26 protein-coding genes, 1 tRNA gene and 1 pseudogene are annotated in these 26,564 nt (G+C 63.3%); 12 read left to right on the top strand and 16 right to left on the bottom strand.

The window, feature by feature from the left end:
- Positions 1 to 517 (bottom strand): formyltransferase family protein (locus tag ACT6VE_RS24270; protein ID WP_444800920.1); only part of this gene is annotated, 517 nt, incomplete at its 3' end.
- 369 nt (positions 518 to 886) lie between these two features.
- Here ACT6VE_RS24270 and ACT6VE_RS24265 point away from each other — a divergent pair.
- Positions 887 to 2,071 (top strand): hypothetical protein, encoded by a 1,185-nt coding sequence (locus ACT6VE_RS24265; RefSeq protein WP_444800919.1) that lies wholly within the window; start codon positions 887 to 889, stop codon positions 2,069 to 2,071.
- A gap of 18 nt (positions 2,072 to 2,089) precedes the next feature.
- On the opposite strand, the gene ACT6VE_RS24260 is transcribed toward ACT6VE_RS24265, so the two are convergent.
- From ACT6VE_RS24260 to ACT6VE_RS24225, 8 genes are read right to left on the bottom strand one after another with little or no spacing between them, the layout of a single operon-like run.
- Positions 2,090 to 3,103: a succinylglutamate desuccinylase/aspartoacylase family protein gene (locus ACT6VE_RS24260; protein WP_444800918.1), complete on the bottom strand. Its 1,014-nt coding sequence runs from the start codon at positions 3,101 to 3,103 to the stop codon at positions 2,090 to 2,092.
- Between the two features lie 10 nt (positions 3,104 to 3,113).
- The gene (locus ACT6VE_RS24255; protein WP_069060603.1) at positions 3,114 to 3,458 is read right to left on the bottom strand and encodes a RidA family protein; all 345 of its coding nucleotides are present in this window, start codon (positions 3,456 to 3,458) and stop codon (positions 3,114 to 3,116) included.
- A gap of 36 nt (positions 3,459 to 3,494) precedes the next feature.
- Positions 3,495 to 4,808, bottom strand: coding sequence for an alanine racemase (locus ACT6VE_RS24250; RefSeq protein ID WP_444800917.1), 1,314 nt, complete (start codon positions 4,806 to 4,808; stop codon positions 3,495 to 3,497).
- Positions 4,801 to 5,757 carry an amidohydrolase family protein gene (locus tag ACT6VE_RS24245; protein WP_444800916.1) on the bottom strand — a complete coding sequence of 319 codons (957 nt, stop codon included), beginning with the start codon at positions 5,755 to 5,757 and terminating at the stop codon, positions 4,801 to 4,803. Before ACT6VE_RS24245 ends, ACT6VE_RS24250 begins: the two co-directional genes overlap by 8 nt.
- Positions 5,754 to 6,695, bottom strand: coding sequence for an ABC transporter permease (locus ACT6VE_RS24240; protein WP_444800915.1), 942 nt, complete (start codon positions 6,693 to 6,695; stop codon positions 5,754 to 5,756). Before ACT6VE_RS24240 ends, ACT6VE_RS24245 begins: the two co-directional genes overlap by 4 nt.
- Entirely contained in the window at positions 6,692 to 7,657 is a 966-nt protein-coding gene (locus ACT6VE_RS24235) for an ABC transporter permease (RefSeq protein WP_444800914.1), read from the bottom strand. The genes ACT6VE_RS24240 and ACT6VE_RS24235 overlap by 4 nt, the downstream gene beginning before the upstream one ends.
- The gene (locus tag ACT6VE_RS24230; protein WP_444800913.1) at positions 7,654 to 9,162 is read right to left on the bottom strand and encodes a sugar ABC transporter ATP-binding protein; all 1,509 of its coding nucleotides are present in this window, start codon (positions 9,160 to 9,162) and stop codon (positions 7,654 to 7,656) included. The genes ACT6VE_RS24235 and ACT6VE_RS24230 overlap by 4 nt, the downstream gene beginning before the upstream one ends.
- A 20-nt stretch (positions 9,163 to 9,182) precedes the next feature.
- Positions 9,183 to 10,253 (bottom strand): ABC transporter substrate-binding protein, encoded by a 1,071-nt coding sequence (locus ACT6VE_RS24225; protein ID WP_444800912.1) that lies wholly within the window; start codon positions 10,251 to 10,253, stop codon positions 9,183 to 9,185.
- Positions 10,254 to 10,477: 224 nt separating this feature from the next.
- On the opposite strand from ACT6VE_RS24225, the gene ACT6VE_RS24220 reads away from it, so the two are divergent.
- The gene (locus ACT6VE_RS24220) at positions 10,478 to 11,263 is read left to right on the top strand and encodes an IclR family transcriptional regulator (protein ID WP_069060596.1); all 786 of its coding nucleotides are present in this window, start codon (positions 10,478 to 10,480) and stop codon (positions 11,261 to 11,263) included.
- A 9-nt stretch (positions 11,264 to 11,272) separates the two neighbouring features.
- On the opposite strand, the gene ACT6VE_RS24215 is transcribed toward ACT6VE_RS24220, so the two are convergent.
- The gene (locus ACT6VE_RS24215; protein WP_444800911.1) at positions 11,273 to 12,487 is read right to left on the bottom strand and encodes a TIGR03862 family flavoprotein; all 1,215 of its coding nucleotides are present in this window, start codon (positions 12,485 to 12,487) and stop codon (positions 11,273 to 11,275) included.
- Positions 12,488 to 12,586: 99 nt separating this feature from the next.
- On the opposite strand from ACT6VE_RS24215, the gene ACT6VE_RS24210 reads away from it, so the two are divergent.
- Entirely contained in the window at positions 12,587 to 12,991 is a 405-nt protein-coding gene (locus ACT6VE_RS24210) for a (R)-mandelonitrile lyase (RefSeq protein ID WP_444800910.1), read from the top strand.
- Positions 12,992 to 12,994: 3 nt separating this feature from the next.
- Here ACT6VE_RS24210 and ACT6VE_RS24205 read toward each other — a convergent pair whose 3' ends face one another.
- From ACT6VE_RS24205 to ACT6VE_RS24195, 3 genes and pseudogenes are all read right to left on the bottom strand, one after another.
- Positions 12,995 to 13,459 (bottom strand): hypothetical protein, encoded by a 465-nt coding sequence (locus ACT6VE_RS24205; RefSeq protein ID WP_444800909.1) that lies wholly within the window; start codon positions 13,457 to 13,459, stop codon positions 12,995 to 12,997.
- A 64-nt stretch (positions 13,460 to 13,523) separates the two neighbouring features.
- Positions 13,524 to 15,146, bottom strand: a complete 1,623-nt coding sequence (locus tag ACT6VE_RS24200; protein WP_444800908.1) for an ABC-F family ATP-binding cassette domain-containing protein — start codon at positions 15,144 to 15,146, stop codon at positions 13,524 to 13,526.
- A 244-nt stretch (positions 15,147 to 15,390) separates the two neighbouring features.
- A pseudogene (locus ACT6VE_RS24195) lies at positions 15,391 to 15,630 on the bottom strand (site-specific integrase); the annotation flags it as partial.
- Between the two features lie 289 nt (positions 15,631 to 15,919).
- On the opposite strand from ACT6VE_RS24195, the gene ACT6VE_RS24190 reads away from it, so the two are divergent.
- Together ACT6VE_RS24190 and ACT6VE_RS24185 are read left to right on the top strand one after the other, a co-directional pair.
- Entirely contained in the window at positions 15,920 to 17,269 is a 1,350-nt protein-coding gene (locus ACT6VE_RS24190; RefSeq protein WP_444800907.1) for a calcium-binding protein, read from the top strand.
- Between the two features lie 464 nt (positions 17,270 to 17,733).
- On the top strand, positions 17,734 to 19,179 hold the full coding sequence (locus tag ACT6VE_RS24185; RefSeq protein WP_444800906.1) for a DUF6880 family protein: 1,446 nt from the start codon (positions 17,734 to 17,736) through the stop codon (positions 19,177 to 19,179).
- A gap of 34 nt (positions 19,180 to 19,213) precedes the next feature.
- Here the strand turns inward: ACT6VE_RS24185 and ACT6VE_RS24180 are convergent, their stop codons facing one another.
- Positions 19,214 to 19,426: a hypothetical protein gene (locus ACT6VE_RS24180; RefSeq protein ID WP_444800905.1), complete on the bottom strand. Its 213-nt coding sequence runs from the start codon at positions 19,424 to 19,426 to the stop codon at positions 19,214 to 19,216.
- A 250-nt stretch (positions 19,427 to 19,676) separates the two neighbouring features.
- Positions 19,677 to 19,766 (bottom strand) — tRNA-Ser (locus ACT6VE_RS24175).
- A gap of 347 nt (positions 19,767 to 20,113) precedes the next feature.
- On the opposite strand from ACT6VE_RS24175, the gene rplU reads away from it, so the two are divergent.
- The 4 genes from rplU (at position 20,114) to ACT6VE_RS24155 (ending at position 22,122) form a co-directional block, all read left to right on the top strand.
- Positions 20,114 to 20,482 (top strand): 50S ribosomal protein L21, encoded by a 369-nt coding sequence (gene rplU / locus ACT6VE_RS24170; RefSeq protein WP_069060590.1) that lies wholly within the window; start codon positions 20,114 to 20,116, stop codon positions 20,480 to 20,482.
- A gap of 25 nt (positions 20,483 to 20,507) precedes the next feature.
- Complete coding sequence (rpmA, locus tag ACT6VE_RS24165; protein ID WP_069060589.1) at positions 20,508 to 20,777, top strand: 50S ribosomal protein L27; 270 nt, start codon at positions 20,508 to 20,510, stop codon at positions 20,775 to 20,777.
- 125 nt (positions 20,778 to 20,902) lie between these two features.
- Complete coding sequence (locus tag ACT6VE_RS24160) at positions 20,903 to 21,535, top strand: GNAT family N-acetyltransferase (protein ID WP_444800904.1); 633 nt, start codon at positions 20,903 to 20,905, stop codon at positions 21,533 to 21,535.
- Entirely contained in the window at positions 21,532 to 22,122 is a 591-nt protein-coding gene (locus tag ACT6VE_RS24155) for a GNAT family N-acetyltransferase (RefSeq protein ID WP_444800903.1), read from the top strand. The genes ACT6VE_RS24160 and ACT6VE_RS24155 overlap by 4 nt, the downstream gene beginning before the upstream one ends.
- A 39-nt stretch (positions 22,123 to 22,161) precedes the next feature.
- Here the strand turns inward: ACT6VE_RS24155 and ACT6VE_RS24150 are convergent, their stop codons facing one another.
- Positions 22,162 to 23,022: an endonuclease/exonuclease/phosphatase family protein gene (locus ACT6VE_RS24150; protein WP_444800902.1), complete on the bottom strand. Its 861-nt coding sequence runs from the start codon at positions 23,020 to 23,022 to the stop codon at positions 22,162 to 22,164.
- A gap of 85 nt (positions 23,023 to 23,107) precedes the next feature.
- On the opposite strand from ACT6VE_RS24150, the gene obgE reads away from it, so the two are divergent.
- From obgE to ACT6VE_RS24135, 3 genes are read left to right on the top strand one after another with little or no spacing between them, the layout of a single operon-like run.
- A complete protein-coding gene (gene obgE / locus ACT6VE_RS24145) occupies positions 23,108 to 24,118 on the top strand; it encodes a GTPase ObgE (RefSeq protein WP_444800901.1) in 1,011 nt (336 codons plus the stop codon).
- 1 nt (position 24,119) lies between these two features.
- A complete protein-coding gene (gene proB, locus ACT6VE_RS24140) occupies positions 24,120 to 25,292 on the top strand; it encodes a glutamate 5-kinase (protein WP_444800900.1) in 1,173 nt (390 codons plus the stop codon).
- Positions 25,285 to 26,562, top strand: a complete 1,278-nt coding sequence (locus ACT6VE_RS24135) for a glutamate-5-semialdehyde dehydrogenase (protein WP_444800899.1) — start codon at positions 25,285 to 25,287, stop codon at positions 26,560 to 26,562. The genes proB and ACT6VE_RS24135 overlap by 8 nt, the downstream gene beginning before the upstream one ends.
- Positions 26,563 to 26,564 lie beyond the last annotated feature (2 nt).

The raw sequence follows: 26,564 nt of genomic DNA, 5'->3' as shown, positions 1-26,564 counted from the left end.
CCTGCATGTAGCGGGCGAGCACGATGAGTTCCGCACCGGACTGTTCCACCACCTCCATCAGCCGCGCTTCGGCCTGCGGCTTGTTCTCCTTCGTCACCTTGATGTGGTAGAAGGGAATGTCGTGGTTGACGATGACCTTCTGGTAATCGAAGTGGTTCGACACGACGCCGACAATGTCGATCGGCAGCGCGCCGATCTTCCAGCGGTAGAGCAGGTCGTTTAGGCAATGGCCGAACCGCGACACCATCAGCAGCACCTTCATGCGCTCGTCGCTGTCGTTGAAGCGCCAGGTCATCGCGAATTTCTTGGCGACCGGGGCGAAGCCGGCCTTGATGTCCTCTTCCGATACACCTTCCTGAGATAGGAAGGTGAGGCGCATGAAGAACAGGCCGGTTTCGAGGTCGTCGAACTGCGACGAGTCGGAGATGTAACACCCCTTCTCGGCGAGGTAGCCGGTGATCGCGGCGACGATGCCGCGGGTCGATTGGCACGATACTGTCAGGACGTGGCTTTTCATCGGTTCCATCTCGCGTTCGGCCGATGCGGGGGCAAGCACCGGCGATCCCTTCTTATGCGGGCCGCACTCACGGCATGGCGCATATTTCAGTCCGCTTGCGCCAGCGCAAGCCCCTGCAATGGCGAGAAGCTACGCCGCCTCTTGCAAGGAATCCCTCCGGTTCGCGACATCCAATGCGTCGAAAATGCCAAGGGGGTCGTTCCGAGGCTTCGTTCACCTTCCGCTGCCACTCCGCATGATCCCGCCTGAGGGAGAGGCCGCGTCGATTCTTTCAGGAATGCAAGTCCGCCCGCTGTGTGTCTAAAATCCATCTGGACACTATTATGGACACGTGTTCTAAGTACCGGACATACGCAACGGGAGCACGCCATGCATCTTTCCATGTGGACCTATCCCTGGGACATCCAGGACCAGGGGCTCGAGGCGCTTGCCGCCGATCTTGCCGGCCGGGCCGGCCTCAACACGGTGAGCGTGGCGACCTCCTATCATGCCGGTCGTTTCCTCCAGCCGCGCAGCCCGACGCAGAAGGCCTATTTCCCGGAAGACGGCACCGTCTATTTCCGCCCGGACGACACGCTCTGGCAGGACAAGGTGATCCGCCCGCTGGTGGCGCAGAATGTTCTCGATCGCGGCGACATGCTCGACGCACTGACGAAGGCACGCGAAACGACAGGCCTCAAGGTCTCCTGCTGGACCGTCTGCCTGCACAACAGCCGCCTCGGCATGCTGCACCCGGACCACGTGACCCGAAACGCCTATGGCAACGCCAATTATTACAATCTCTGCCCGTCGAGCCCGGCGGCGCGCGACTATGTCGTGACCCTCGTCCGCGACATCACGACGAACTACCAGCCAGACATGCTGGAGCTGGAAAGCCCGAACTTCATGGGCTTCGCGCATGAATACCACCATGAAAAGGACGGCGTCGGCCTCACCGCCGAGGACGATTTTCTGCTGTCTCTGTGCTTCTGCGACCATTGCACCGCGCGCGCCGAAAAAGCCGGTGTCCCGGTGGAGGGCGCCCGAAAGACGGTCGCCCGCTTCATTGCCGAACTGTGCGAGCGGGCCGTGCCGGAAAAACAGTTTCCCGATTTTCCCGAAGCCGGTATCGATGCCTTCCACGCCCACCCGGAACTGCACGCCTTCCTGACCTGGCGCTCCGAACCGGTGACGAGCCTGATCGGCGAGATCAAGGCCGCCGCCGACCCGGCGACGCGCATCGTGCTGATCGATCTCAAGGACGGCTGGCTCGGCGGGGTCGATCTCGCGGCCGTCGGAAAACTCTGCGACGGCGCGATCCTCTGCTGCTACGACATGACGCCCGAGGCCATCGCCGATGTCATGCACACCGGTCGCGCCCTGCTCGGCGCGGAAAAGTTTTTAGGGTTGGGCCTGCGCGTCTTCTATCCCGAAGTCGACGGTCCGGCGATTCTCACCGCACGCGCCAAGGCCGCCGTCGAAGCCGGCGCCGATGGCGTGAACTTCTACAATTACGGCCTCATTCCCGCCAAACGCCTCGACTGGGTGCGCGAGGCCGTCGACGCGATCATCTGATCGCGAAGACCGTTGCCCTCACCCGTCGATCGGCTCGGCGACCTGAATCAGGCAATCGCCGGCCTCGCTGTCGCAATGCAGGCGATGGGAGATGACGATGCCGCCTTCGGCAAAGCGCAGTTCCTCCTCCGGCTGCTCCAGCCGTTCGAGGTCGTGATACCAGCCGGCGCGGTCGCCGGCCGACACCACGGCTCCCAGCGCGACGGCCGGCTCGAACCAGCCGCGTCGGCTGGCATAGATGCCCTGGCTGTGCCGCGACAGCGAGAGTAGCTGCAGAGCCGGCGGTGCGGGTAGTGATGCGCGCGACAGCACCGGAGCCTCGACGATGCCGAGCGCCACGAGCAAACGATCGATCGCTCTGGCCGTGAACGCCATCGTCTCCGGCGTCACCGTTCCCCCACCGCCGAACTCGCCCGAAAGGCCGATCGCCCCGGCCCGGCCCGCTGCCCCCATCGAGGTCGGTGCGGCCGGCCCGTTGTCGGCAATGAAGGCATGCCCGGCGCCCATGGCCCGCATCAGCGAGACGGCGCGCGCAAAACGCGCGGCATCCGCCTGCCGCTCGATCAGCGTGCAGGGCAGATGCGCCATGGAGGTGCCGCCCGAATGCAGATCGAGCACCACGTCATGGAGCGGGAAAAGCGTATGTTCGAGGAAATGCGCCATCCGCGCCGTCGGCGTACCCGCCGGGTCGCCCGGAAAGGCGCGGTTGAGATTGCCGCCGTCGAAGGGCGAGCAGCGCTTCGCCGCCATCACCGCCGGCAGGTTCGCCATCGGCAGGATGGTGACGGAGCCGCGGATCTTCTCGACGTCGAGCAGACGCATCAGCCGCCCGAGCTGGAGTTCGCCTTCATACTCGTCACCGTGGTTGCCGGCCATCAGGAGCAGGCTCGGCCCCTCGCCGTTGCTGAGGCGCAGGATCGGGACACGGATCTGATAATAGGGCGAACGGTCGATCGAATAGGGGATGGCGAGATGGCCGGACTGCCGGCCCTCCAGCGTAAAATCGATCGGATTGACGAGGCCGCTGTGCATGATGCGCCTCTCAAAGCGCCGCGACGGCGGTCATTTCGACGCGCAGGTCCGGATCGGCAAGGCGCGCCTCAACACAGGCGCGGGCCGGCGGGTTCGCCGGGTCGATCCAGGCGTCGTAGACACCGTTCATCGCCTCGAAATCGACGATCGCCGGCAGGAAGACATTGACGGCGAGCAGTTTCGAGCGGTCCGTGCCGGCCTCCTTCAGAAGGGTGTCGATCTTGCCGAGCACGTCGCGCGTCTGGTCCTCGATGGCGGCCTTGCGGTCTTCCGCGACCTGGCCGGCAATATAGACGAGCCCGCCGAAGCTGACGGCCTGGCTCATGCGCGAGCCCTTCTGATAGCGCTGGATCATGGCGTGTTTTCCTTTTTTTGCCTTGGGAGGAGACGTTCAGCCGAAGCTGGTGAGATAGGCGGTCAAGACCGTGTGGTCCGGGTCGAGGCCGTAAAGGATGGCGTGCCGGTCGAGGCAGGTGCAGGGATGCGAAATGCCGAACTCGACCACGTCGCCGATGGCCACATCGCTGCCGGCGGGCACGGTCACGAAGGCGTGCTGGTCGTTGAGGCGCAGCACGTCGGCACCGGTGAAATCGGCGCGGCGCACGCCGTCTCGATAAAGTGCAAGCGGCCGGGGCAGTCCCTGGTCGATCGCGACGTCGCGAAGGCCCATGCCACAGATCGCGAGCCCCGGCTCGGGCCGCGACAGCACCTCGGCCCAGACGCGCAGCGCCGGCTTGAAGCCCTCTGATGCCGAGTGCGTCTTTTCGCCGAGACGGAAACCGCCGCGCGCATCGAGGCCGGCGAGGCCGCGTTCATAGACGCCGTGATCGTGGAAGAAGATCGCCCCGCTGCGCAGCACCAGGCGGCAATCGGAATCAGTCGAGACCGCAGCGGAAAGACCGGCGACGACCCGGTCGAAAAACACCGAGCCGCCCGCCGTCAGGATAAGCGGCCGCTCCTTGCCGATTCGGGCGCGAACGGCGGGCAGGAAGGTCGCCGTCATCGCAACCAGCCCGTCGATCCGGCGCAGGGTTTCATCTGCGTCTGCTGTCGCGGCAGCGCCCTCGTAGGCGGCGATGCCGGTAAGGCGGAAGCTCGGCGTCTCGGTCGCAAGGATGGTGTCGACAATCGCGCCCGCCGCGTCCGGATCACGCGCGCCGGCGCGGCCGGCACCAAGCTCCACCATCAGGCCGAGCGGCGGCAGGCCGTCGCGTTCGCGCCAGGCGGCACTGAGGGCCGTGACAAGAGAGACAGAATCGACGAAGACATGCACCTCCGCCTCGGGATAGAAGGCAAGCAGAGCGGCCAGCCGGCGCGCAGCGGCGATGCCGCCGATCTCGTTGGCGAGGATCAGCCGGCGCTGGCCGGCCTTCAGCATCACCGCGGCCTGTCGGATATCCGCAACCGTCGTGCCCCAAGCGCCGGCCGCCAGCAGTGCACCGGCAATCGCCGTCGACATGGGCGTCTTGGCATGCGGGGCGATGTCGACGCCATGATCTTTCACATAGGCCATCATCAGGTCGATATTGCCGGCGAAGGCCTGCTGGTCGAGAGAGATCAGCGGCAGCGCCATCGTGCCGTCGTAGGGTTTCCAGCCCTGCTTTCCGAGCGCATCGAGCGGCAAGGCTGCGTGTCCCGGCGGGAACCCGCGAATGCGGTCGTCGATCAGCGGATTATCCGCGCCATTTGCGTGCAGGTCAGACATGGTTTTCTCCTTCGCCCAAGGCGGGATCGCTCATCCCGAGGCGGTAGGTATCGTTGGCGGTCGTGAAGAACAGGGCGCGCTGCTCATCGATGGAGAGCGGAGCGGCAACGGCGCGGAAGACCGCGTAGACCTCATCGAAGGACGCGTGCAGGCCGGCGACGGGAAAATCGCTGGCAAACATCGACCGCTCCGGGCCGAAGCAGTCGAGGCAATGTTCGATCACCGAACCAAGGCTTCGGGGCGTCCAGTCGTTATCATAGGCGACGAGGTCGGAAATCTTGAGACGGACATTCGGTTGCCTGCCGAGCGCACGAAGGCCACTGCGCCACAGCGCCATGCCCCCCGCCGTACGATCGGCCGGGCTGCCCCCATGGTTGAGCACGAAGAGCGTATTTGGAAAGGCGGTCACCAGGTCGAGCGCCTCGACCATCTGCCAGGGATAGAGCATGAGATCGAAGACCAGCCCGAGCCCGGAGGCATGCGCCAAGCCGGCCCGCCAGACGGGATCGACCATGCGATACGCGCGCGCGGCAAAACTCTTCGCCGGCTCAGGATGCCAGCTTACGATGTCGCGGATGCCGACCACGTTGGGATTATTTGCTTCTGCCTCGATGAGGCGCGCGGCATCAGGACTGTCGAGCGGAACGCGCGCAACGTAGCGCCTCGCCACGCCGGCGCTGCGGTCCAGACCATCCAGCCAACGGCTTTCCTCCAGCGGATGGGCATCCGACCAGCCGGCCTCGATATGCACGGTGGCGACCACGTTCTGGTTTGCCGCATCGGCACGGTAGTCCGCGATACCGTAGTCGCGCAGGAGCGGTGCAAGGCTGCCGAAAACCATCTCCTCGCCAGCCGTCCGGGCTTTTTCCAGCCAGGGATGGCGTTTCAGCGACAAGTCCCAGAGATGATGGTGCGGGTCGATAACCGACCCGTCATAGCGCGCCGTCATCGCCGCGCCTCGCGGCCGGAAACCAGGAGAAGCGACAGGATCAGCGTGCCGAACATGATGGAGCGCCAACCGGGCGAGGCATTGACCACCGTGATCAGCGCCGTGGTCGTCACGAGCAGGATGGCGCCCGGAATGGTGCCGGCATAGGTGCCGCGCCCGCCGAGGATGGATGTACCGCCGAGCACGACGGCAGCAATCGACGTCAGAAGGTAGGGATCGCCGATGCCGACATAACCCTGCCGGTTCATGCCGAGCACCAGAATCCCGGCAAGACCCGCGAAGAAGCCCGACAGCGCATAGAGGATCAGCGTGTTGCGCGCCACGCTGACGCCGGACAGGCGGGCGGCGAGCGGGTTTGCGCCGAGCGCCAGGAAGCGTGCACCGATCGGCATGCGGTGGATGATGAGGAGCACGGCGGCCGAGACCACGAGCCAGAGCAGGATGCCGGCCGGAACCCCAAGCGGCCTTGCCTGCCCCAGCAGGAGCACGGCGGGATTGCTGACGGTGACCGCGCTGCCGCCGGCCACGACGACGAGCAGACCTTGCAGGAACGTCGCCATGGCGAGCGTCATGATGATCGGCGGCACGCGCAGATAAGCGGCGCCCGCCCCATTGAGCAATCCGATGCCGGTGGCGATCGTCAGCGCAAGTGCGATGCCGACAAGACCGGTCGGATCCCAGGCGGGTGAAATCAGCGGCACGAGGATCGCCGTGACGGTGATGACCGCGCCGACCGAAAGGTCGATGCCGCCCATCAGGATGACCAGCGTCTGGCCGGCGGCGGCAATGCCGATGACCGCGGCGAGTTCCAGCAGATAGCGCATATGCCCGTAGGCGCCGAAGCCGCGCAACGTAAGGCCGGCAACCAGCCAGACAAGCGCCACCAGGACGAGGGTGAGCAGCGGCGGATTGCGCAACAGGGATTTTGCGGCCTTCATCGCCTGGCTCTCCACTGCTTGAGAAGTTCCGGCACCGCGACGGCACCGACGATGATGAGGCCCTGCGCGATGTATTGCGCGACCGGCGGGAAACCTAGGAAAAACATCACGTTGATCATCACCGACAGCAGCAGGCTGCCGCAGATCGCCCCGCGCATCGTGCCCTTGCCGCCGAGGAAGCCGACGCCGCCGAGCACCGCCGCGGCAATCGAATTGAGCGTGAAGGGCGCGCCGATGACCGGATCGCCCGAGCCCGTTTGCGCCGCGACGAAAAGCCCCGCGAGTGCGGTAAGCAGGCCGGAGAGCGCGAAGGCAACGATCTTCACCCGCTCGACCGGTACACCGGAGCGGAAGGCACCGATCGGGTTATCACCGGCCGCATAGATGCCGAGGCCGAGCGGCGTCGCCAGAAACACCTTCCAGAGAGCCAGGATAAGGACGAGCAGCAGGAAGGCGACGGGCGTGTGGCCGGCGAGTACGGTAGAGAGCCAGCCCGGAATGAAACCACCGGGGCGGGGCAGGAGAAGCAGTGCCGCGCCGGTGATGATGAAGGAGCCGGCCAGCGTGACGATGATCGCCGGCAGGCGCAGCTGCGCCACGATGACGCCGATGACGGCGCCGATGGCAAGACCGGTGAAGGCGACGGCGAGAATGCCGCCCGGCACGCCGAACACGCCGCCCATGGTGGTTGCCGCAATCACCGCGCCGAGGCTGACAAGTGGGCCGATCGCCAGCGTGATGCCGCCATTCAGCATCAGCAGTGCCTGGGCCATCGTGACGAGCGCGAGCGGAAACCAGTTCTGCGTGAACTTGGAAAATCCGCCGATCGAAAGAAGGCCCGGGAAGAGCACCGCATAAAGCACGAGAAACGCGGCGACGACGAGGTAGAGACCGCCAAGGCCGCGATTGCGGCGACGCTGAATAGCGCCGTAGAGCCCGAAGGAGGACGAAACAGCGCTCATGCGGCCGCTCCCTTTCTATCGACGCCCATGGCCGCGCCGACGATGGCCTCTTCGCTGATCGCATCACCGACAAGCGTCGCGGCGACATGGCCCTCGCGCAGCACGACGACACGGTCACAGAGATGCACGAGTTCCGGCGTGTCGGAGCTGGCGATGATGATGAGCCGCCCTTCGGCAGCGAAGGCACGCAGCATCAGGTAGATTTCGCGCTTGGTCTCGATATCGACGCCGCGCGTCGGGTCGTTGAGCAGCAGCACGGAGGGATCGAGCGGCAGCCACTTGGCGAGCGCCACCTTCTGCTGGTTGCCGCCGGACAGCGCCTGAACCGGGCGAGCGACGTCGCCCTTGATGGTCAGCCGGCGTGCCAGATCGGCGATAAGGCCGGTCTCCGCCGAGCGGTCGCGAAACCCGTTGCGGGCAAGCCGACCGAGCGAGGGCAGGATGAGGTTGGAGGCGATGGAATGGGGCAGGACCAGCCCCTCATGCTTGCGGTCGGCCGGCACATAGACGAGGCCGGCGGCGTTCGCCGCGCCGACATCCGCGGGCAGACCAGACACCCCCGAAACCTCCGCCCTGGAGGCTTTGGCCGGGATCGCCCCATAGAGGCCCAGCAACAGATCTTCCTGCCCCTGCCCGACAAGCCCACCGATGCCGACGATTTCGCCGGCGCGGGCGGAGAAGGTGATATCGCGCACGAGGCCCGCCGAAAAACCAGTAAGGTCGATGCGCGGCGCACCGGGCGTGCAGGCCGGGCGCGGCGGGAAGAGGTCGCCTGTCTCGCGGCCGACCATCAGGCGCACCAGCCCTTCGCCGTCGATACCCGACAGCGACTGGTCCGCCGTGACGCCGCCGTCCTTCAGCACGGTGACATGCGCGCAGAGCGCCTGCACCTCGTTGAGGCGGTGGGAAATGTAGAGAAGTGCGGTGCCGCGCTCCCGCAGCCTCTCGATGACGCCGGCCAGAATGCCGGCCTCGTGGGCGGAGAGCGAGGAGGTCGGCTCGTCGAGGATGAGCACACGCGGCTTTCGGAACAGCGCCTTGGCGATCTCCACCATCTGGCGACGACCAAGGGCGAGATCGGCAACCGGCATGTCGAGCGGCTCGGTCAGCCCCACCATGGCGCAAACCTCACGCACGCCGCGATGCAGCGCCGCATAGTCGATCAGGCCAAAGCGACGCGGGAAGGCGCCAAGCCCGATGTTCTCGGCGATCGACAGGTCGGCGGTGAGGCTGAGTTCCTGCTGCACCACGGCAATACCGGCCGCACGGGCGGCCGCCGGGCTGAAACGCCCGACCGGCCGACCGTCGACGGCAATCGTGCCGCTGTCCGGCTGGAGGGCACCGGAAAGAAGATTGATCAGCGTGGATTTTCCAGCTCCGTTCTCCCCCAGCAGAGCATGCACCCTGCCGGGATGAAGGGCGATGTCGACGCCCTTGAGAACGGGATTGCCGAAGAATCCCTTGAACACCTGCCGGGCTTCCAGCAGGGGTTTTGCATCCGTCATGACGGCATCCTTCACGCGGATTACTGGGCGAGCAGCTTGTCGAACAGCGCCTTGTCGTAATCCGAGTAGATGTAGCCGTCGGCCGGGAACTGGTCGGCGCGGGCGAGGTAACTATCGATCGTGCTGTCATCGATGACCGGCAGCGGCACCTTGATGAAGGCCGGTACGTCCTTGCCTTCCAGCGCCTGCACGGCCGTATAGACCGAGAACGCACCGAGCCAGTTCGGCTGCATGGTGGCCCAGCCCTTCAGGCCCTTTTCCTTCCACAGTTCCAGGAACTGGCGGGCATTCTCGCCGGTAATCGGAACCTGTTCACGGCCCTGGCGGTCGAAGGCCATGACGGAGCCGGCCGAGATCGCGCCGCCGAGCGACAGCACGCCATCGATTTCCGGATTGGCGAAGAGCAGGCTGGTCATGGCTTCCTGCGCGGGGGCAGCGTTGTATTCGGTGTTCGTCTCGGTGATGATTTCGAGACCCGGATTGGCATCGAGCACCGGCTGGGCGCCCTTGCGGCGGTCGTCGCTGACGGAAATGCCGGCCGGGCCGTTCATCACGATGATCTTGCCCTTGCCGCCAAGCTGGTCGGACATCCATTTGGCAGCACCCGCACCCCATTCGGCGGAATCCGTATTGATCTTCGCCGTCACCTTGTCGGTGTTGACGAGGCTGTCGAAGTTCACGATGGCGATGCCCTTGTCGCAGGCATCCGAAATCACGCGGTCAAGCGCATTGGACGAGCCGGCGATGACGACGATGGCGTCGATATTGGCGTCGATCATCGACTGGATGTGCTGGATCTGCGTCTGCGCATTGCCCTGCGCGTCGGTGATCATCAGGTCCTTGACCAGGCCGGCCTTCTTCAGTTCCTCCACTTCGGCGGCAATCGTGCCTTCCGTCTGCTTCATCCAGGTCGGCACGGAATAGATGTTCGCCCAACCAACCGTATAGGGCGCCTTGCGGTCGCCCTTGATGCAATTGGCGGCGGCCGATGCCGTGCCGGCCGACAGGACGAGGAGGACCGTGGCAGCGGCAGCACCTGCGAGAAGGCGGCTGCGCAGCGCGGTGGACGGGCGGGTTTCAAAATTTTTCATGGCGTTCCCCTTTTTGTTCGGCGAGCGGTTACGGGCTTGCCATCCGCTTTCGTCCAGTATAATGTACACATGATCTAAATACTGGACGGCGCGATCTTATGCAGATTTTTCCCGCCCGCAAGAGGGGGGCGGAAATTTCCTGCGGCGCGGCGGGAGCGTGCGGATTGACAGATGTCGCGGCGAGCGTGAGAAGCTTGGCCGACGAAAGCCAGGGACCGACGAGAATGGATGCACTTTCCGACGATGCAGGGGGAAAACGCGCCCGTGGGCTCGACCGCGCCTTCGAGATCCTCGATTTCCTGCGCCAGAAGCGCCAGGCGCTGAAACCCAACGAGATCGCCGCGCAGATCGGCGCCCCCCGTTCATCGGTCTATGAGTTGGTGAACCTGTTGCTGCGCAACGGCATTCTGGAATTCACCGGCGGCGAGGGCCGCGTCTATCTCGGCCGAAAGCTCTATTTCCTCGGCGCGGCCTACGAAAACCATTTCGACTTCACCCGCGAATGCGAGGCGGCGCTGGAACGGCTGGCCGACGAGACGCGCGAGACCGCGCAGTTCTGCATGCTGGACGGCAACAAATACACGGTCGTGCGCATGCGCGAAGGCGCGCGCCCCTTCCGCATCTCAACGGATGTCGGCCAGTCGGTGCCGATCCCGTGGACGGCGTCCGGCCGGCTTCTCGTGGCACACATGAGCAACGAGGACATCCTGACCTTCATTCCGCCGCAGGATTTCTGCCTGCCGAGCGGCGAGTGGCTCGACCCGCAGGCCTTCCTCGCCGAGGTGCGCCAGGCCGAACGGGACGGGCTTTTTACCTTCAACAGCATCGTCGACAGCTTTACCCATTGCTTCGCGGTGCCGGTCACCGACGAAGAGGGCCATGTGGCGGCAACACTCTGCCTCGTCGCCCCGCGCGATGACGGGCTTGCCAACCGCGAGCGCTATCTCGATTGCCTGAAGGAAGCGGCCCGTGGTCTCAGCCATGCCCCGGCGCGGCCGAAGCGGAGTTAAGTTCCGGTGTCATGGCGTTTGGTTGCATAGCCAGCGATCCATACCGGCCGCCGCCGCCCGTCCGGTGGCAAAACACGCTGTCAGAAGATACCCACCAGTCGGTGCTTCCCAGTCGAGCATTTCACCGGCGGCAAAGACACCCGGCATGGCCTTCACCATATAGGCCTCGTCGATGGCATCGAAACGAATGCCGCCGGCCGACGAAATCGCCTCGGCAATCGGGCGCGGCCGAACAAGGCTGAGCGGCAACGCCTTGATCGCCGCAGCCAGCGCCGCGGGAGCAAGCTTTGCAGCATCGGCAAGGCATTCGCGCAGCAGCGCCGCCTTCACGCCGTCCAGCCCCGCCGCCTTGCGCAAGCGCGTGGAAAAACTCGCCTTGCTCCCCTGCTTCGCTAGATCCGCAGCAAGCCGTTCGGCCGATCGTCCCGGCGCAAGATCGAGCATCAGCCTTGCCGCGCCAGTCTCCTCCAGCACATCGCGGAGTTCAGCGGCATGGGCATAGATGAGGCTGCCTTCGACGCCGGTCCCGGCGATGACGAATTCCCCGGGAATCGTGCCGGCCGCCGACGTTGCGATGACGCCCTTGACCGGCGCTCCGGCAAATCTTTCCACGAAGACCGCCGACCAATCCACGTCGAAGCCACAGTTGGCGGGACGGAAGGGTGCGATATCGACGCCTCTCTCTGCAAGCCCGTCGACCCACGCGGCATCCGAGCCAAGCCGTGGCCAGCTCGCCCCGCCAAGCGCCAGCAGGACGGCATCGAATTCCATCACGGCCTCACCCTCCGGCGTTTCGACCAGCAGGCCGCCCGGTGCAAACCCTTTCCAGCGGTGACGCACGCGAATTTCGACACCCTGCTTTTCCAGCCGCGCCCGCCAGGCGCGCAGCAAGGGCGAGGCCTTCATCACCCTGGGAAACACCCGGCCGGAGGTCCCGACGAAGGTTTCCGCGCCGAGCGCCAGCGCCCAGGCCCGCAGGTCTTCCGGCGTGAAGGCATCGAGCGCCGGGCGCAGCCGGCCGTTCGCCACGCCGAAACGGCCGGCGAAGCGCGTATAGGGCTCGGAATGGGTGATGTTGAGGCCCGATTTTCCGGCCAGCAGGAATTTTCGCCCGATGGTCGGCATGGCCTCCAGCACCGTCACCACATGGCCGCGTGCAGACAGCACCTCGGCCGCCATCAGCCCGGCCGGCCCGCCGCCGACGATCCCGATCCGCTTGCTCATGCTGCTCCACCTTGAAAATCCTGGCCACCCTCATAAGTCGTCTCCGGTGGCTCCGCCAGTGATCGGGTGTAAGGTCGCGCAAACGAATCGGAGACGGTCATGGACATCAAGCGCAACGGCACCAATCCTTCGACGCCCGGCCCGGCGGATTATTTCACCGGCAATGTCCGCCTCGACACGCCGTTCAAGGCCGAGGCGCCCGGCCGCGCCGGCGGCGCGATCGTCACCTTCGAGCCCGGAGCGCGCACCGCCTGGCACACCCATCCGCTCGGCCAGCTCATCATCGTCACCACCGGCCTCGGCTGGGCGCAGCATGAGGGTGGGCCGATCGAGGAAATCCGCCCCGGCGACGTCGTGTGGTTCCCGCCCGGCGAAAAACACTGGCACGGCGCCACCGACCGCACCGCGATGACCCATGTCGCCATCGCCGAATCGCAGGATGGTTCGCCGGTGACCTGGCTGGAAAAGGTGACGGACGAGCAATATCGCGGCGAAAAGGCCTGACGATCAACCGGCCGACGGATCGTATTTGCGCGTGAAGGGCACGCCGTTAAACGTGTGCGTGCAGCATGCGCAGCCCGGCTCCATATGCTCGACACGCAGGTCCGGATCGACAAGCCGCAGCCGGTTGTCCGCGTCGACGAAGAGACCGCTGTAATAGGCGGTTTCGCCGATCAGCACGAACGGGCTTTTCTCCGCATCCGACCGGGCGACCATCCAGAAGATCGGCTCGGGCCTGTCGAGCCGCGCCACCGCCTCGGCATGGACGGCATCCCAATCGTCACCAAGGCGCGACAGCAGGAACTTGAAGAGCGGCGTATAGTCGAGCCCGCGGCGCTGCTTGCCGGGCATGGCGCCGTCATGCAGCCGGTCTTCCCGGCGTCGCGACCAGCGATAGTCGCCGCCGGAATTATGAAAGACACCCCGAGTGCGCGTGTTGACGCTTCGATAAAGCGGCTTCTTTCGCCGCATGTGCGCTCCGGCCGTGCGATCACGCCCACGTCATAACGTGAAACGCCGACCAGAGACAGCCGCCTCAGTTAGGCACGCCAGGCGCCTCATGGCCGGTCTGGGCGACATATTCGGTATAGCCGCCGGGATATTGGTGCACGTCGTCGCCGTTGAGTTCCAGCACCCGGTTCGACAGCGCGCCGAGGAAATGCCGGTCGTGCGAAACGAAAAGCATGGTGCCCTCATATTCCGACAAGGCCTTGATCAGCATTTCCTTGGTGTCGAGGTCGAGATGGTTCGTCGGCTCGTCGAGGATCAAAAAGTTCGGCGGATCGAACAGCATCGCCGCCATCACGAGGCGGGCCTTCTCGCCGCCGGAAAGCACCCGGCATCGCTTCTCGACGTCATCGCCGGAAAAGCCGAAACAGCCGGCCAGCGTGCGCAACGGCCCCTGGCCGGCGCGCGGAAACTCCGCCTCCAGCCATTCGAACACCGTCAGTTCGCCGTCCAGCAGATCCATAGCATGCTGTGCAAAATAACCGACCTTGACGCTCGCCCCGACCGTCACGCTGCCCTCGTCCGGGGTCGCCGCACCCGCAATGAGCTTCAGCAGCGTCGACTTGCCGGCGCCATTGATGCCCATCACGCACCAGCGCTCCTTGCGGCGGATCAGGAAGCTGAAATCGCGGTAGATCGAGCGGCTGCCATAGGCCTTGTTGACGTTCTTGAGATTGACGACGTCTTCGCCGGAGCGCGGCGCCGGCTGGAACTCGAACATGACTGTCTGGCGCCGGCGCGGCGGCTCGACGCGCTCGATCTTGTCGAGCTTCTTCACCCGGCTCTGCACCTGGGCGGCATGGGAGGCACGCGCCTTGAAGCGCTCGATGAACTTGATTTCCTTGGCCAGCATCGCCTGCTGGCGCTCGAACTGCGCCTGCTGCTGCTTCTCGTTCTGCGCCCGCTGCCCCTCGTAGAAACCGTAGTCGCCGGAATAGGTGGTGAGCGAGCCAGCATCGATCTCGATGATTTTTGTCACGATGCGGTTCATGAACTCGCGGTCGTGCGAGGTCATCAGCAGCGCGCCGTCATAGCCCTTCAAAAACTGTTCCAGCCAGATCAGGCTTTCGAGGTCGAGATGGTTGCTCGGCTCGTCGAGCAGCATGACGTCCGGGCGCATCAGGAGGATGCGGGCGAGCGCCACGCGCATCTTCCAGCCGCCCGAAAGCTTGCCGACATCGCCATCCATCATTTCCTGGCTGAAGCTCAGGCCGGCCAAAACCTCGCGCGCCCGGCTCTCCAACCCGTAACCGTCGAGCTCCTCGTAGCGCGCCTGCACCTCGCCGTAGCGCTCGATGATGGCGTCCATCTCGTCGAGCCGTTCCGGATCGACCATCGCCGCCTCGAGGTCGCGCAACTCGGCGGCCACCGTGCTCACCGGCCCCACGCCGTCCATCACCTCCGTGACGGCGCTGCGCCCCGCCATCTCGCCGACGTCCTGGCTGAAATAGCCGACCGAGACATTCTTCTCGACCGAAACCTGCCCCTCGTCCGGCGCCTCCTGCCCGGTGATCATCCGGAAGAGCGTCGTCTTGCCGGCGCCGTTCGGCCCGACCAGCCCGATCTTCTCGCCGCGGTTCAACGCGGCCGACGCCTCGATGAAGAGGATGCGGTGGCTGTTGGACTTGCTGATATTCTCGATGCGGATCATGAAAAACGGGCCTCGTCGTGTTCCGCGCCCTATGCCATGCCGCAGTGCAGCGAGTCCATGCCGTAGACGCAGGAAAACCGGCAAATTCAGGCGGCAATGCCGCTCATCGCCTTCCGCCCCACGCCAGCGCCCCATCTCGGATCAAGGCAAGAGGCATGAGCCTCATCCAGCAAAAAATGCATTTCGATGGAATAAGCCGCCAGGCGCCCCGTTCTTCCCTCGCAACACGGCAATGGTGCCTGTGAACCGAGCCGCGCTTAGTGGGCGAGACTTCCGTTTTGTATCGCTCCAGGAGCTCGCTGAGCGTTGTGCTCTCGAGGATGCGAGTATCATGTGCGGCACCGAACCGATCGACCTGAGCCTCAAGCTCGCGAGCCCACTTCTCGGCTTCGAGCTTGCTGTCGAACGATTTGCAGCGCGGCTTCACACCACGTCGGCGGACCTGAGCCTGCCAATGTCCTCTGAGCTTTCTGATTGTCGCCATGTGACCTCCAATGGATTTTGAAGATCATGCGTAGGATGCCCCTGGAGGGGAGCCAAGGATTATCCCGGCACCTGAACACGCCGTTAATTTAGTAGTTTTGCGCTCTCTAGTGATCTTCGACGTCCTAACGATTGAGCTGGGCTTCGAGCCCGCGATAGCTTTGATCTGAAGTTTTCTTCGACCATTTGAGCGCCGAGTTATTGGTGCTCTTGCTCCCAATAATTTTTGATTTTAACTGATCGCGTGCTCAACGCAGAATGGTGGCGAGAGTTCGATCAGGGAGTGGGAAATGCCGACTATTAAGGGAAACGACAAAGCGAACAAACTCGTTGGGAACAGCGATGTCTTTGGCGTTACAAATTATATCTACGGCTACGGCGGGAACGACACCCTGGAGGGTGGTTTTCACGCGGACAATTATGTTTATGGCGGGGACGGTAATGACATTCTGAAGGGTGGAACAGGCATCAATCGTCTCTACGGCGAAGCAGGTGACGACTATCTCCAAGTGTTCTGGGACGCACCAGATAGCCAGCTCTTCGGTGGAGCCGGAAGTGATACGCTCGTATCCGGTAGCTACACCGATGGCTTTCTGATTTTGGGCTCGGGTGGCGTCTACATGGATGGTGGAGCCGGTGCTGACCTGATGATCGGCGGCAAAGGCGGGGACACGTTCATCGTTGACACCGCCAAGGATCAGGTCGTCGAAACATGGACTCCCGAGTTTGATAACGAATTCGATCCGATCGATACTGTTAGCACGAGTGTATCGTTCGCTTTGGCGAGTGATGCGCGGATCGAAGTCCTGGAGACAACAAAAGCAACCAATACAAAGGCGATTAATCTCACTGGAAACGCCGTCGCACAGACGATCCGGGGCAACGCCGGTGACAATGTGCTCAGCGGAAAAGCCGGCAACGATGTTCTCGAGGGCTTCGCCGGCAATGATACCCTTGACGGAGGTTCTGGCGCGGACAAGCTGATCGGCGGTGCAGGCAACGATACCTATGTCATCGACAATTCGAAGGACAAGGTCATCGAAAAAACGGGCGAAGGGACCGACCTAGTGATGGCGTCGGTATCATTCACGCTGGCTGCAAACGTGGAGAAGCTCACCTTGATGGGTAGCAAGGCCATCAACGGAATGGGTAACACTGCTTCGAACATCATCACCGGGAATGCTGCCACAAACAAGCTTTCGGGCGCAGATGGAAACGATACGCTCATCGGCGGAGCGGGAGACGACGTGTTGATGGGTGATGCCGGCAAAGACAAGCTCTACGGCGGGGCGGGGGCTGACGATCTCTACGGAGGTGCAGGTGTGGATACCTTCATCTTCAAGTCGATCAAGGAATCAACGCTCGCCGCAAGCGGCCGCGACTCGATTTTCGATTTCAACGGGAGGGATGGTGATCGCATCGACGTTAGCGCGATCGATGCGAATTCGAGCCTGTCAGGCAACCAGGAGTTCTCGCTGATCGGCAAATCGGCGTTCTCGAACAAAGCCGGCGAGCTTCGCTACGAGCAGAAATCCGGACAGACGTATATTTATGGCGACGTGAACGGCGACAGCAAGGCTGACTTCGCGATCCATTTAAAGGGCGTGGTCGCTCTTTCGAAGGATTTCTTCCTGCTTTGATGAACGACGAGGCGGCGGTCGTTGGACTGCTGCCCCACATGCTGTTTGTAGCGAGATCGTGGCCTTGGAGCATTTCGATACACTGGTCTTCCTTACCGAGCCGTGCTGACAGGGGAAGCCTCGAGCTTATGCGCCTTATGAAACCGAGCGTCGCCGCTCGAGGAGATCTTCGTATCCGGCGCAGCGCCAAACCGGTAGACTTGGGCGTCAAGCTTGCGCGCCCACTTCTCGGCGTCGATTTTGCTGTCGAATGGCTTGCAGCACGGCTTCATGTGCCTCCGACGAACCTGTGCTTGCCAGCGTCCTCTAAGCTTTCTGATCGTAGCCATGTGATCCCCAATCGTTGTCTCCGATCATGCGTAGGATACCCCGAAAAGGGGCCAATGATTATTCCGGCACGTTGCGCTTGGCCTTCAGAACCGCCCAGGGTAACGTCCCCCCTTTGGGCAAACCATTGATGAATCATGGCAGCGAAGACCACACTCAACGCAAAGAACCTCGAAGCACTGGGCGCACAGCGCCTGGCGGAATTGCTCATCGAAATCAGCACCGGCAGCGCAGCGCATAAACGGCGGCTTCGCATGGAGCTTGCCGGCAATCACAGCAGCACGGAAGTCGCGCGAGAAGTGCGCAAACGGCTGTCCAGCATCGCCCGTGCCAAAACCTTCATCGATTGGCGGAAGGTGAAAGCGACGAAGACCGACCTGGACACGCAGCGCAGGACGATCGTCGAAACTGTCGCAGCCGGTGATCCCTCGGAAGCCTTCGAATTGATCTGGCAGTTCCTGGCACTGGCCGACTCTATCTTTCAGAGATCCGATGACGGCAGCGGTGCACTGATTGAGAGCTTCCACCAGGCATGCGCGGATGTCGGCATTCTCGCCAAGTTGGCAAGTGTCGATACCGAGGTGCTTGCCGAGAAGGTATTCAAGGCTGTCCAAGACAACGGCTACGGCCAATATGACCGGCTGATCACCTTGACGATTCCCACGCTTGGTAACATTGGGCTCGAGCGGCTGAAAACCCTGCTGATCCTTTGGTCAAAGGAGCCAAAGGAGAAGCCTGCCAAGAATGACCGTAGAGTGGTCGAGTGGAGCAGCCAGGGACCGATTTACGAGGATGAGGCTTACGGCAATCATCATGAGCTTGCCGCGCTCATCGCACTACAGGAGATCGCCGACGCCCAGGGCGACGTGGACGCATACATAGCTCAGCAACCGGAGAAGACCCGTAAAGTGCCGATGGTCGCGGCCGATATCGCCAACCGCTTGGTCGCAGCGGGACGAGCCGAGGAGGCACTCAAGGCCCTCGAAACGGTTGAGACCGGGGGGCTGACGAATGGGACGAATGTCCCGTTTGAATGGCAACTCGCGCTCACGGAGACGCTGGAAGCCCTGGAGCGCAGCGAGGAAGCGCAGGCCTTTCGATGGCAGTGTTTCGAACAATCACTGGATGGTCGGCATCTGCGCACCTACCTACGCCAGTTGCCGGACTTCGATGACATCGAAGCCGAAGAGAAGGCCATCGCCTATGCCCAGACTTTCCCCGACGTTCACCGGGCACTGGTCTTTTTTCTGCACTGGCCTAACCCTGCCGGGGCGGCGAAGCTCGTCGGCCGGCGTAGGGTCGAACTGGACGGCGATCGCTACGAACTGATGACGCCGGCGGCCGAAGTTCTGGCCGAGAAGCACCCACTGGGGGCAACCACCGTTCTGCGCGCAATGATCGACTTCACGCTCGATAATGCTCGCTCCAGCCGCTACAAGCACGCCGCGCGGCATCTCGTCGAATGTTCATCTCTTGCACGGCGTATCGATGACTACGGCAGCGCCGGATCCCATGACGCCTATGTTGCCGGTCTGAAGCATCGACACGGCAAGAAGCATGGCTTCTGGAGCCTGGTCGGGTAATGCGATCCGCGCTCGTCGGCTTCCGGACCGTGTCTTACCAGTTGCCAGGGTCGGCGGTGTGATCGATTACAGCATATTCGTCTGCCTTTTCTCGATCGAGCACCACCGTCGTTGCCCTTGTCTCGCCTGTGACCAGATAGTGGTTCGGCACCGATCCTCTGCTTAGCGCGCGATGCATCAGCAGCGCAGCCTCCTCGGCGGTGTCTGCTTCTATCTCAAGGGTGGTCGTGACTGTGAACGTTGACATGGCTTACCCTCACTGTGCGCCGCATCTCGGCACGACAGTAATCCCATCACGACAGTAATCCCATAGTGCGTAAGGGCCAGATTTTCGCCGGGTGCCATCGTCTCCAGGCTCTTGCAACCGGAGCTGCGGAATTTTTCGGAAAGGACCCGTTAAGTGCCGGGAACGTGGCCCTATGACGAGAACGCCTTCGTAGACAGACCAGTCGAATACGATTGCTGTGTCGGGAAGCACTGGCAATCCAGGTTCCTAGTGGCGGAGAGGGTGGGATTCGAACCCACGATACGGTTGCCCGTATGCCGCATTTCGAGTGCGGTGCTTTCGACCACTCAGCCACCTCTCCGCTTTGCTGGTCGGCGCTTGGTCAGCGCGGGGCGGTACATAGCGGGTGTCGGACGGGCTTGCAAGGGGGCGGAGGCCCTGAATGTTCATCTATTTGTCACGGTGACGGAAATCTCCTTGACAGTTTTCAACGCCTCACCTATTGCGCAAGGTGCAGTGGTATAGGTTTTACCCGTGCCGCAACGCTGGTTCTTTGTGCCGCACATCCTTGATGTTTTTCAAGCATGGCATGTTGCAGGGAACCATTTGGGCCGGCGATGCGCCAATGCATCGCTATTCACGACTGACAAAAAGACGGCCGTGCCTTTTCCAAGGCAAAGAGCCGGCACGAACATGAAAGGATATAAAATGTTCGCAGTCATCAAGACCGGCGGTAAACAGTACCGCGTGGCCGCCAACGACGTTCTGACAATCGAAAAGCTGTCGGGCGACGCTGGTGCGAAGATCGAATTCACCGAAGTGCTGATGGTTGGCGTCGGTGCCGATGCGACGATTGGTGCACCCTTCGTCGAAGGCGCCATCGTCACCGCCGAAGTCGTCGAGCATGGCCGCGCCAAGAAGGTTATCGCCTTCAAGAAGCGTCGTCGCCAGAACTCGAAGCGTACGCGCGGTCATCGTCAGCACAACACGACTGTCCGCATTCTCGACATCGCTGGCGCCGGCAAGGCAAAGAAGGCTTCCAAGAAGTCTGAAGCCGCCGAAGCAGCAGCCGAATAATCCGGACAGGTAAAGGAGAACTCCCATGGCACACAAAAAAGCTGGCGGCTCCTCGCGCAACGGTCGCGATTCCGAGTCCAAGCGCCTTGGCGTGAAGAAGTTTGGCGGCGAAGCCGTCATCGCAGGCAACATTATCCTCCGCCAGCGCGGCACGCAGTGGCATCCCGGTGCCAATGTTGGTCTCGGCAAAGATCACACGATCTTCGCCCTTACGGCTGGCAATGTGAATTTCCGTACGAAGGCCAACGGTCGCGTTTACGTGTCTGTCGCCCCGAAAGCGGAAGCAGCGGAATAAGCCGGTAGCGCTCTAAAACAGCCGGTGTCTCATTGACCCGGCTGGCGCGACAGGTTCAGACCTGACGAAAAAAGGGGAGATGGGGCAAGACCCATCTCCCCTTTCTCGTTCCGGAGGACTGAACCATGCAAACCGACTTGTTGAGAGGAGACCAATCACGGTCTCCCAAGGAAAGGCTGAGGCCTGAACGGCCAAGGACCGATTGCCCGATCTTGCTGTCGCAGAGGCTCGTCATGAGAGCTCCGCACGAAGACGACATCGACGCCCTTGCCCATCTTGCCAACAACGCCAACATCGCCAACATGGTCGCCCGCATGCCCCACCCGTACACGGTGGCGGATGCCGCCGATTTCGTGCGACGCACACGCGCCGGCACGATTGGCAAGTGCGTCTATGCCATTACCAAAGCCGACAACGGCGCCTTCCTTGGTTGCTGCGGCATCGAGCCGCATGAGGACGGGCGAACGGTCGAGCTTGGTTATTGGCTGGGCGAGCCCTACTGGAACCAGGGTTATGTCACCGAAGCGGCCCATGCCTTGATCGACATGGTCTTCCGCACCCGCGACGTCGAGCAGATCGATGCGCGCTGCCGGGTCATGAATATCCCGTCCCGGCGGGTCATCCAGAAGTGCGGCTTCCAGTTCCAGGCGACCGGCATGGTGCAGAGCCTTTCGGTCGGCGGCATGGTTCCCGTCGAATGGTACAGGCTCGACCGCAAGACCTGGGTCTCGCTGAAGAGCTGGGGAGGCATGCGATGAACGCCATGCAGACCCCGATGGAGCGCGAGCGCGTCATCGGTCCCGGGCCCTGCCCGGTCATCACCACGCCGCGTCTCGTGCTGCGTCCGCACCGCATGTCCGATGCGGATGCGATCGCCCAGTCGCTCAACGACTTCCAGGTCTCGCGCATGCTGGCGCGGGTGCCCGCCCCCTATGACCGGCAGGATGCGACCGAATGGCTTTCGGTGGCGACCACCGATCTCCAGGAGGGCTGGGCCTTTGCCATCACCGCCGGCGACGACGTCCATATCGGCTGCGTCGCCTTCGAGCGGCGTGGCAGCGAATGGGAACTCGGCTACTGGCTGAACCGCTTCTACTGGCGGCGCGGCTATATGAGCGAGGCGGTGCATGCGGCAACGACGCGTTTCCTCATGCGCATGCCGGGCACGGTGATCCATTCCGGCATCTTCGCCGACAACCTCGCCTCGCTGAAGGTGCAGGAAAAGGCGGGGTTTCGCGTGACCGGGTGCAGCGACGTGTTCAGCCTCGCGCGTGGCGCGATGGTTGCCCATATCGAAACGCGCCTGGAGCCGGGTGATTTCCGTCCGGCAGCGCCAAGGCACTAATATGGACCAGGGCGGAAAATCCGCCCCGGTTCTCCTGCATCAGGAAAGTTCGAACCAGACCGGCATGTGGTCGGAGCCGAACGCGGTTTCGTCGACCCAGGCATCCGTCAGCCGTTCGACGAGGCCATGACTGAGGAAACAGTAGTCAAGGAACATGCGATCGGCGTGATCCTTGGGGTTGATCCAGCTGAAACTTGCGGCATGGCGCTTGCCGAGACCGGCCACCGCGTCGACCGGATGGGTGGCGCGGATCTGCCGGCCGTAGAGCGCGTCCACGCCCCCGACCATTTCGCAATATTCCGGCGATTCCGGCACCATGTTGAAATCGCCCATCAGCACGTAGTCCTCGGGCACCGGCGGCTCGGCCACGCCGAATTCATGCGCACCGGAAATCGCCCCGCCCTCGAAACCGTAGAGCTGGGCGCGGTCCTTGAGGTAGCGGATCTGCGCGATGCGCTCGTCGCGGTGGACATGGTCGAGATGCACGGAATAGACGCGGATCGGCCCTTTCGGCGTAGCGATCACCGCTTCGGTGGCGCCGCGCTGGAGGTTGAGTTTGTCGAGGGTTCGCGTGCGGGGCAGCGAGATAAGGCGGGTCGAGAGAATCGGCCAGCGCGAAAAGATCATGTTGCCGAACTGGAAGCGGCGGTTGACGACCCGGCCCTTCTCGATTGCCGAGCCGGCATCGAGATCGCATGCCGGCCAATAGACGGAATAATGGTTGGCAAGCAGGGTCTGCAATTCTGCGACCATGTCGACATTGTCATTGCGGTGGAAGTTGCGGGTCACCTCTTGCAGCGCGATGATATCGGCGCCGTGGATGCTGGAGACGATGCGTGGCAGGTCGAATCGGTCATCGAGACCGATCCCGTACTGGACGTTGTAGCTGACGAATTTCACGATAGTCTTTGACCTCTGCGGGAAGCGGCTATATCGAAGACGACAAAATGACCACGACCATACAAATAAAGCGAACGGCGAGCCTATGAAGTTCCTGGACGAAGCAAAAGTCTATATCCGTTCCGGTGACGGCGGGGCAGGGGCTGTCTCCTTCCGGCGTGAAAAATTCGTCGAATTCGGCGGACCGGACGGCGGTGACGGCGGACGCGGCGGCGACGTGTGGGTGGAGGCCGTCAACGGTCTCAACACACTGATCGATTTCCGCTTCCAGCAGCACTTCAAGGCCGCGACCGGCACGCACGGCATGGGCCGCAACCGCACCGGCGCAAATGGCGCGAGCGTCACCTTGAAAGTGCCGGTCGGCACCCAGATCTTCGAGGAAGACAACGAGACGCTGATCGTCGACATGGTGACGGAAGGCCAGCGCTTCAAACTGGCCGCCGGCGGCAATGGCGGTTTCGGCAACACCCATTTCAAGTCCGCCACCAACCAGGCGCCGAACTGGGCCAATCCCGGCCTGGGGGGCGACGAAAAGACCATCTGGCTGCGGCTGAAGCTGATTGCCGATGCCGGTCTCGTCGGACTGCCGAATGCCGGCAAGTCGACCTTCCTCGCCACCTGCACGCGCGCCCGGCCGAAGATCGCCAACTACCCGTTCACGACGCTGCACCCGAACCTCGGCGTCGCGACGATCGACGGCGCCGAATTCATCCTTGCCGACATTCCTGGCCTCATCGAAGGCGCGCATGACGGTGTTGGTCTCGGCGACCGCTTCCTCGGCCATGTGGAGCGCACGCGCGTGCTGCTGCACCTCGTCTCCGCGCAGGAAGAGGATGTCGCCAAGGCCTACAAGACGGTGAAGCACGAGCTGGAAGCCTATGGTGGCGGCATTACCGACAAGCCCGAGATCGTCGCGCTCTCGCAGATCGACCTGCTCGACGAGGACGAACTGAAGGAGAAGACCAAGGCGCTCAAAAAAGCCTGCGGGCAGACGCCGCTGCAGCTGTCGGCCATCGCCAATGTCGGCATGATCGCGACGCTTCGGGCGCTGCGCGACATCATCGTTGAAGCGAAGAATTCCGGATCCGACGACTGAGATGACGAAAAGCCGCAAACCGCTCGGAAAATACCGCCGGATTGTGATCAAGATCGGCTCTGCCCTGCTCGTCGACCGGGGCACCGGCCTGAAAAAGGCATGGCTCGATAACCTGTGCGCCGATATCGCGGCGCTCAGGGCCGGCGGCACGGACGTGCTCGTCGTCTCCTCCGGCGCCATCGCGCTCGGCCGCTCCGTGCTGAAGGTACCCTCGGGCGTGCTGAAGCTGGAAGAAAGCCAGGCCGCCGCCGCCGTCGGCCAGATCGCGCTCGCCCGCGCCTGGTCGGAAAGCCTGTCCACCGATGGCATCGTCGCGGGCCAGATTCTCCTGACGCTCGGCGACACGGAAGAGCGCCGACGTTATCTCAACGCACGCGCGACCATCAGCCAGTTGCTGAAACTCGGCGCCGTGCCGATCATCAACGAGAACGACACGGTCGCGACCACGGAAATCCGTTACGGCGACAACGACCGGCTTGCCGCGCGCGTCGCCACCATGACCGGCGCTGACCTGCTGGTTCTGCTCTCCGATATTGACGGCCTCTATACGGCCCCGCCGCATCTCGATCCCGACGCCCGCTTCCTCGAAACGATCGACGCGATCACGCCCGAGATCGAGGCGATGGCTGGCGGTGCGGCGTCTGAACTGTCGCGCGGCGGCATGCGCACCAAGATCGATGCCGGCAAGATCGCGACGGGTGCGGGCTGCGCCATGATCATCGCCTCGGGCAAGGTCGACCATCCACTGCGCGCCGTGGAAGAAGGCGCCCGCTCCTCCTGGTTTGCGCCCTCCGGTTCGCCGGTAACGGCACGGAAAACGTGGATTGCCGGGCAGTTGCAGCCGGCGGGGCGCCTCGAAATCGATGCGGGCGCGGAAACGGCGCTCACCTCGGGAAAAAGCCTGCTGCCCGCCGGCGTGCGGGGCGTCTGGGGCTCGTTTTCCCGCGGCGATACCGTATCGATCTATGGCACGAACGGGCGCGAGATCGCACGTGGGCTTGCCGGCTACGATGCCGACGAGGCACGGCTGATCGTCGGCAAGAAATCGGCGGAGATCGCGCCCATTCTCGGTTATGCCGGCCGCGCTGCCATGGTGCACAGGGACGATCTGGTGGTGACCGGCTTTTTCGCGCCGGCCGCTGCCGAGGCGGGAAAGGATTTGAGCCATGCTTGATCAGGTCAGGACCGATATCGACAGCCTGATGGCCGACATCGGCCGCAACGCCCGCGCGGCCGCCCGCCCGCTCGCCATCGCGAGCGCCGAGCAGAAGAACCGTGCGCTCGAAGCCATGGCCGCGGAGATCTTTGCGGGTCGCGAGACCATTCTCGCGGCAAATGCCATCGACCTTGCCAATGCCAAAGAAAGCGGCGTTGCCGCCTCCTTCATCGACCGGCTGACTCTGACACCGGAGCGCATCGAGGGCATCGCCGCGGCGATCCGCGACATCGCGGGCCTGAAGGATCCGGTCGGCGACATCATTGCCGAATGGGATCGCCCGAACGGCCTGCATATCGAGCGCGTGCGCACGCCGCTCGGCGTGATCGGCGTGATCTATGAAAGCCGGCCGAACGTGACGGCGGATGCCGGAGCACTCTGCCTGAAGGCCGGCAATGCCGTGATCCTGCGTGGCGGCTCCGACAGCGTGAATTCATCGCAGGCTATCCATTCCTGCCTCGTCGCTGGCCTGAAGAGCGCCGGCCTGCCGGAACACGCGATCCAGTATGTGCCGGTGACGGATCGTGCTGCCGTCGGCGCCATGCTGTCCGGCCTCAACGGATCGATCGACGTCATCGTGCCGCGTGGTGGCAAGAGCCTCGTCGCCCGCGTGCAGAGCGAGGCGCGCGTGCCGGTCTTCGCCCATCTCGAAGGCCTGTGCCATATTTACGTGGACAAATCGGCCGACCTCAGCATGGCCCAACAGATTGTCGTCAATGCCAAGATGCGCCGCACGGGCATCTGCGGCGCGGCGGAAACGCTGCTGATCGACCGCGCTGTCGCCGATACCCATCTGGCGCCGCTCGTGGAGGGCTTGCGCGCCGCCGGCTGCGAAGTTCGTGCGACGGACGAGATCCGCGCCCGTATTCCAAACCTCGTTGCCGCGACGGAGGCGGACTGGTCGACAGAGTATCTCGACGCCATCATCTCCGTCTCGCTCGTTGACGGCATTTCCGGCGCGATCGAGCACATCAATCGCTGGTCTTCCGCCCATACGGAAGCCGTCATCGCCGAGGATCCGGCGGTGGTCGAACGCTTCTTCACCGAAATCGATTCAGCGATCCTGCTGCACAACGCCTCCACGCAGTTCGCCGACGGCGGCGAGTTCGGCATGGGCGGCGAGATCGGCATCGCCACGGGAAAGATGCACGCGCGCGGCCCCGTCGGCGTCGAGCAGCTCACCTCGTTCAAATACCGGGTGCGCGGCACCGGACAGGTGCGGCCCTGAAG

It is taken from the genome of Shinella sp. (assembly GCF_052438155.1).
Classification (GTDB): Bacteria; Pseudomonadota; Alphaproteobacteria; order Rhizobiales; family Rhizobiaceae; genus Shinella.
This window is presented reverse-complemented; position numbering and strand designations above follow the sequence as displayed.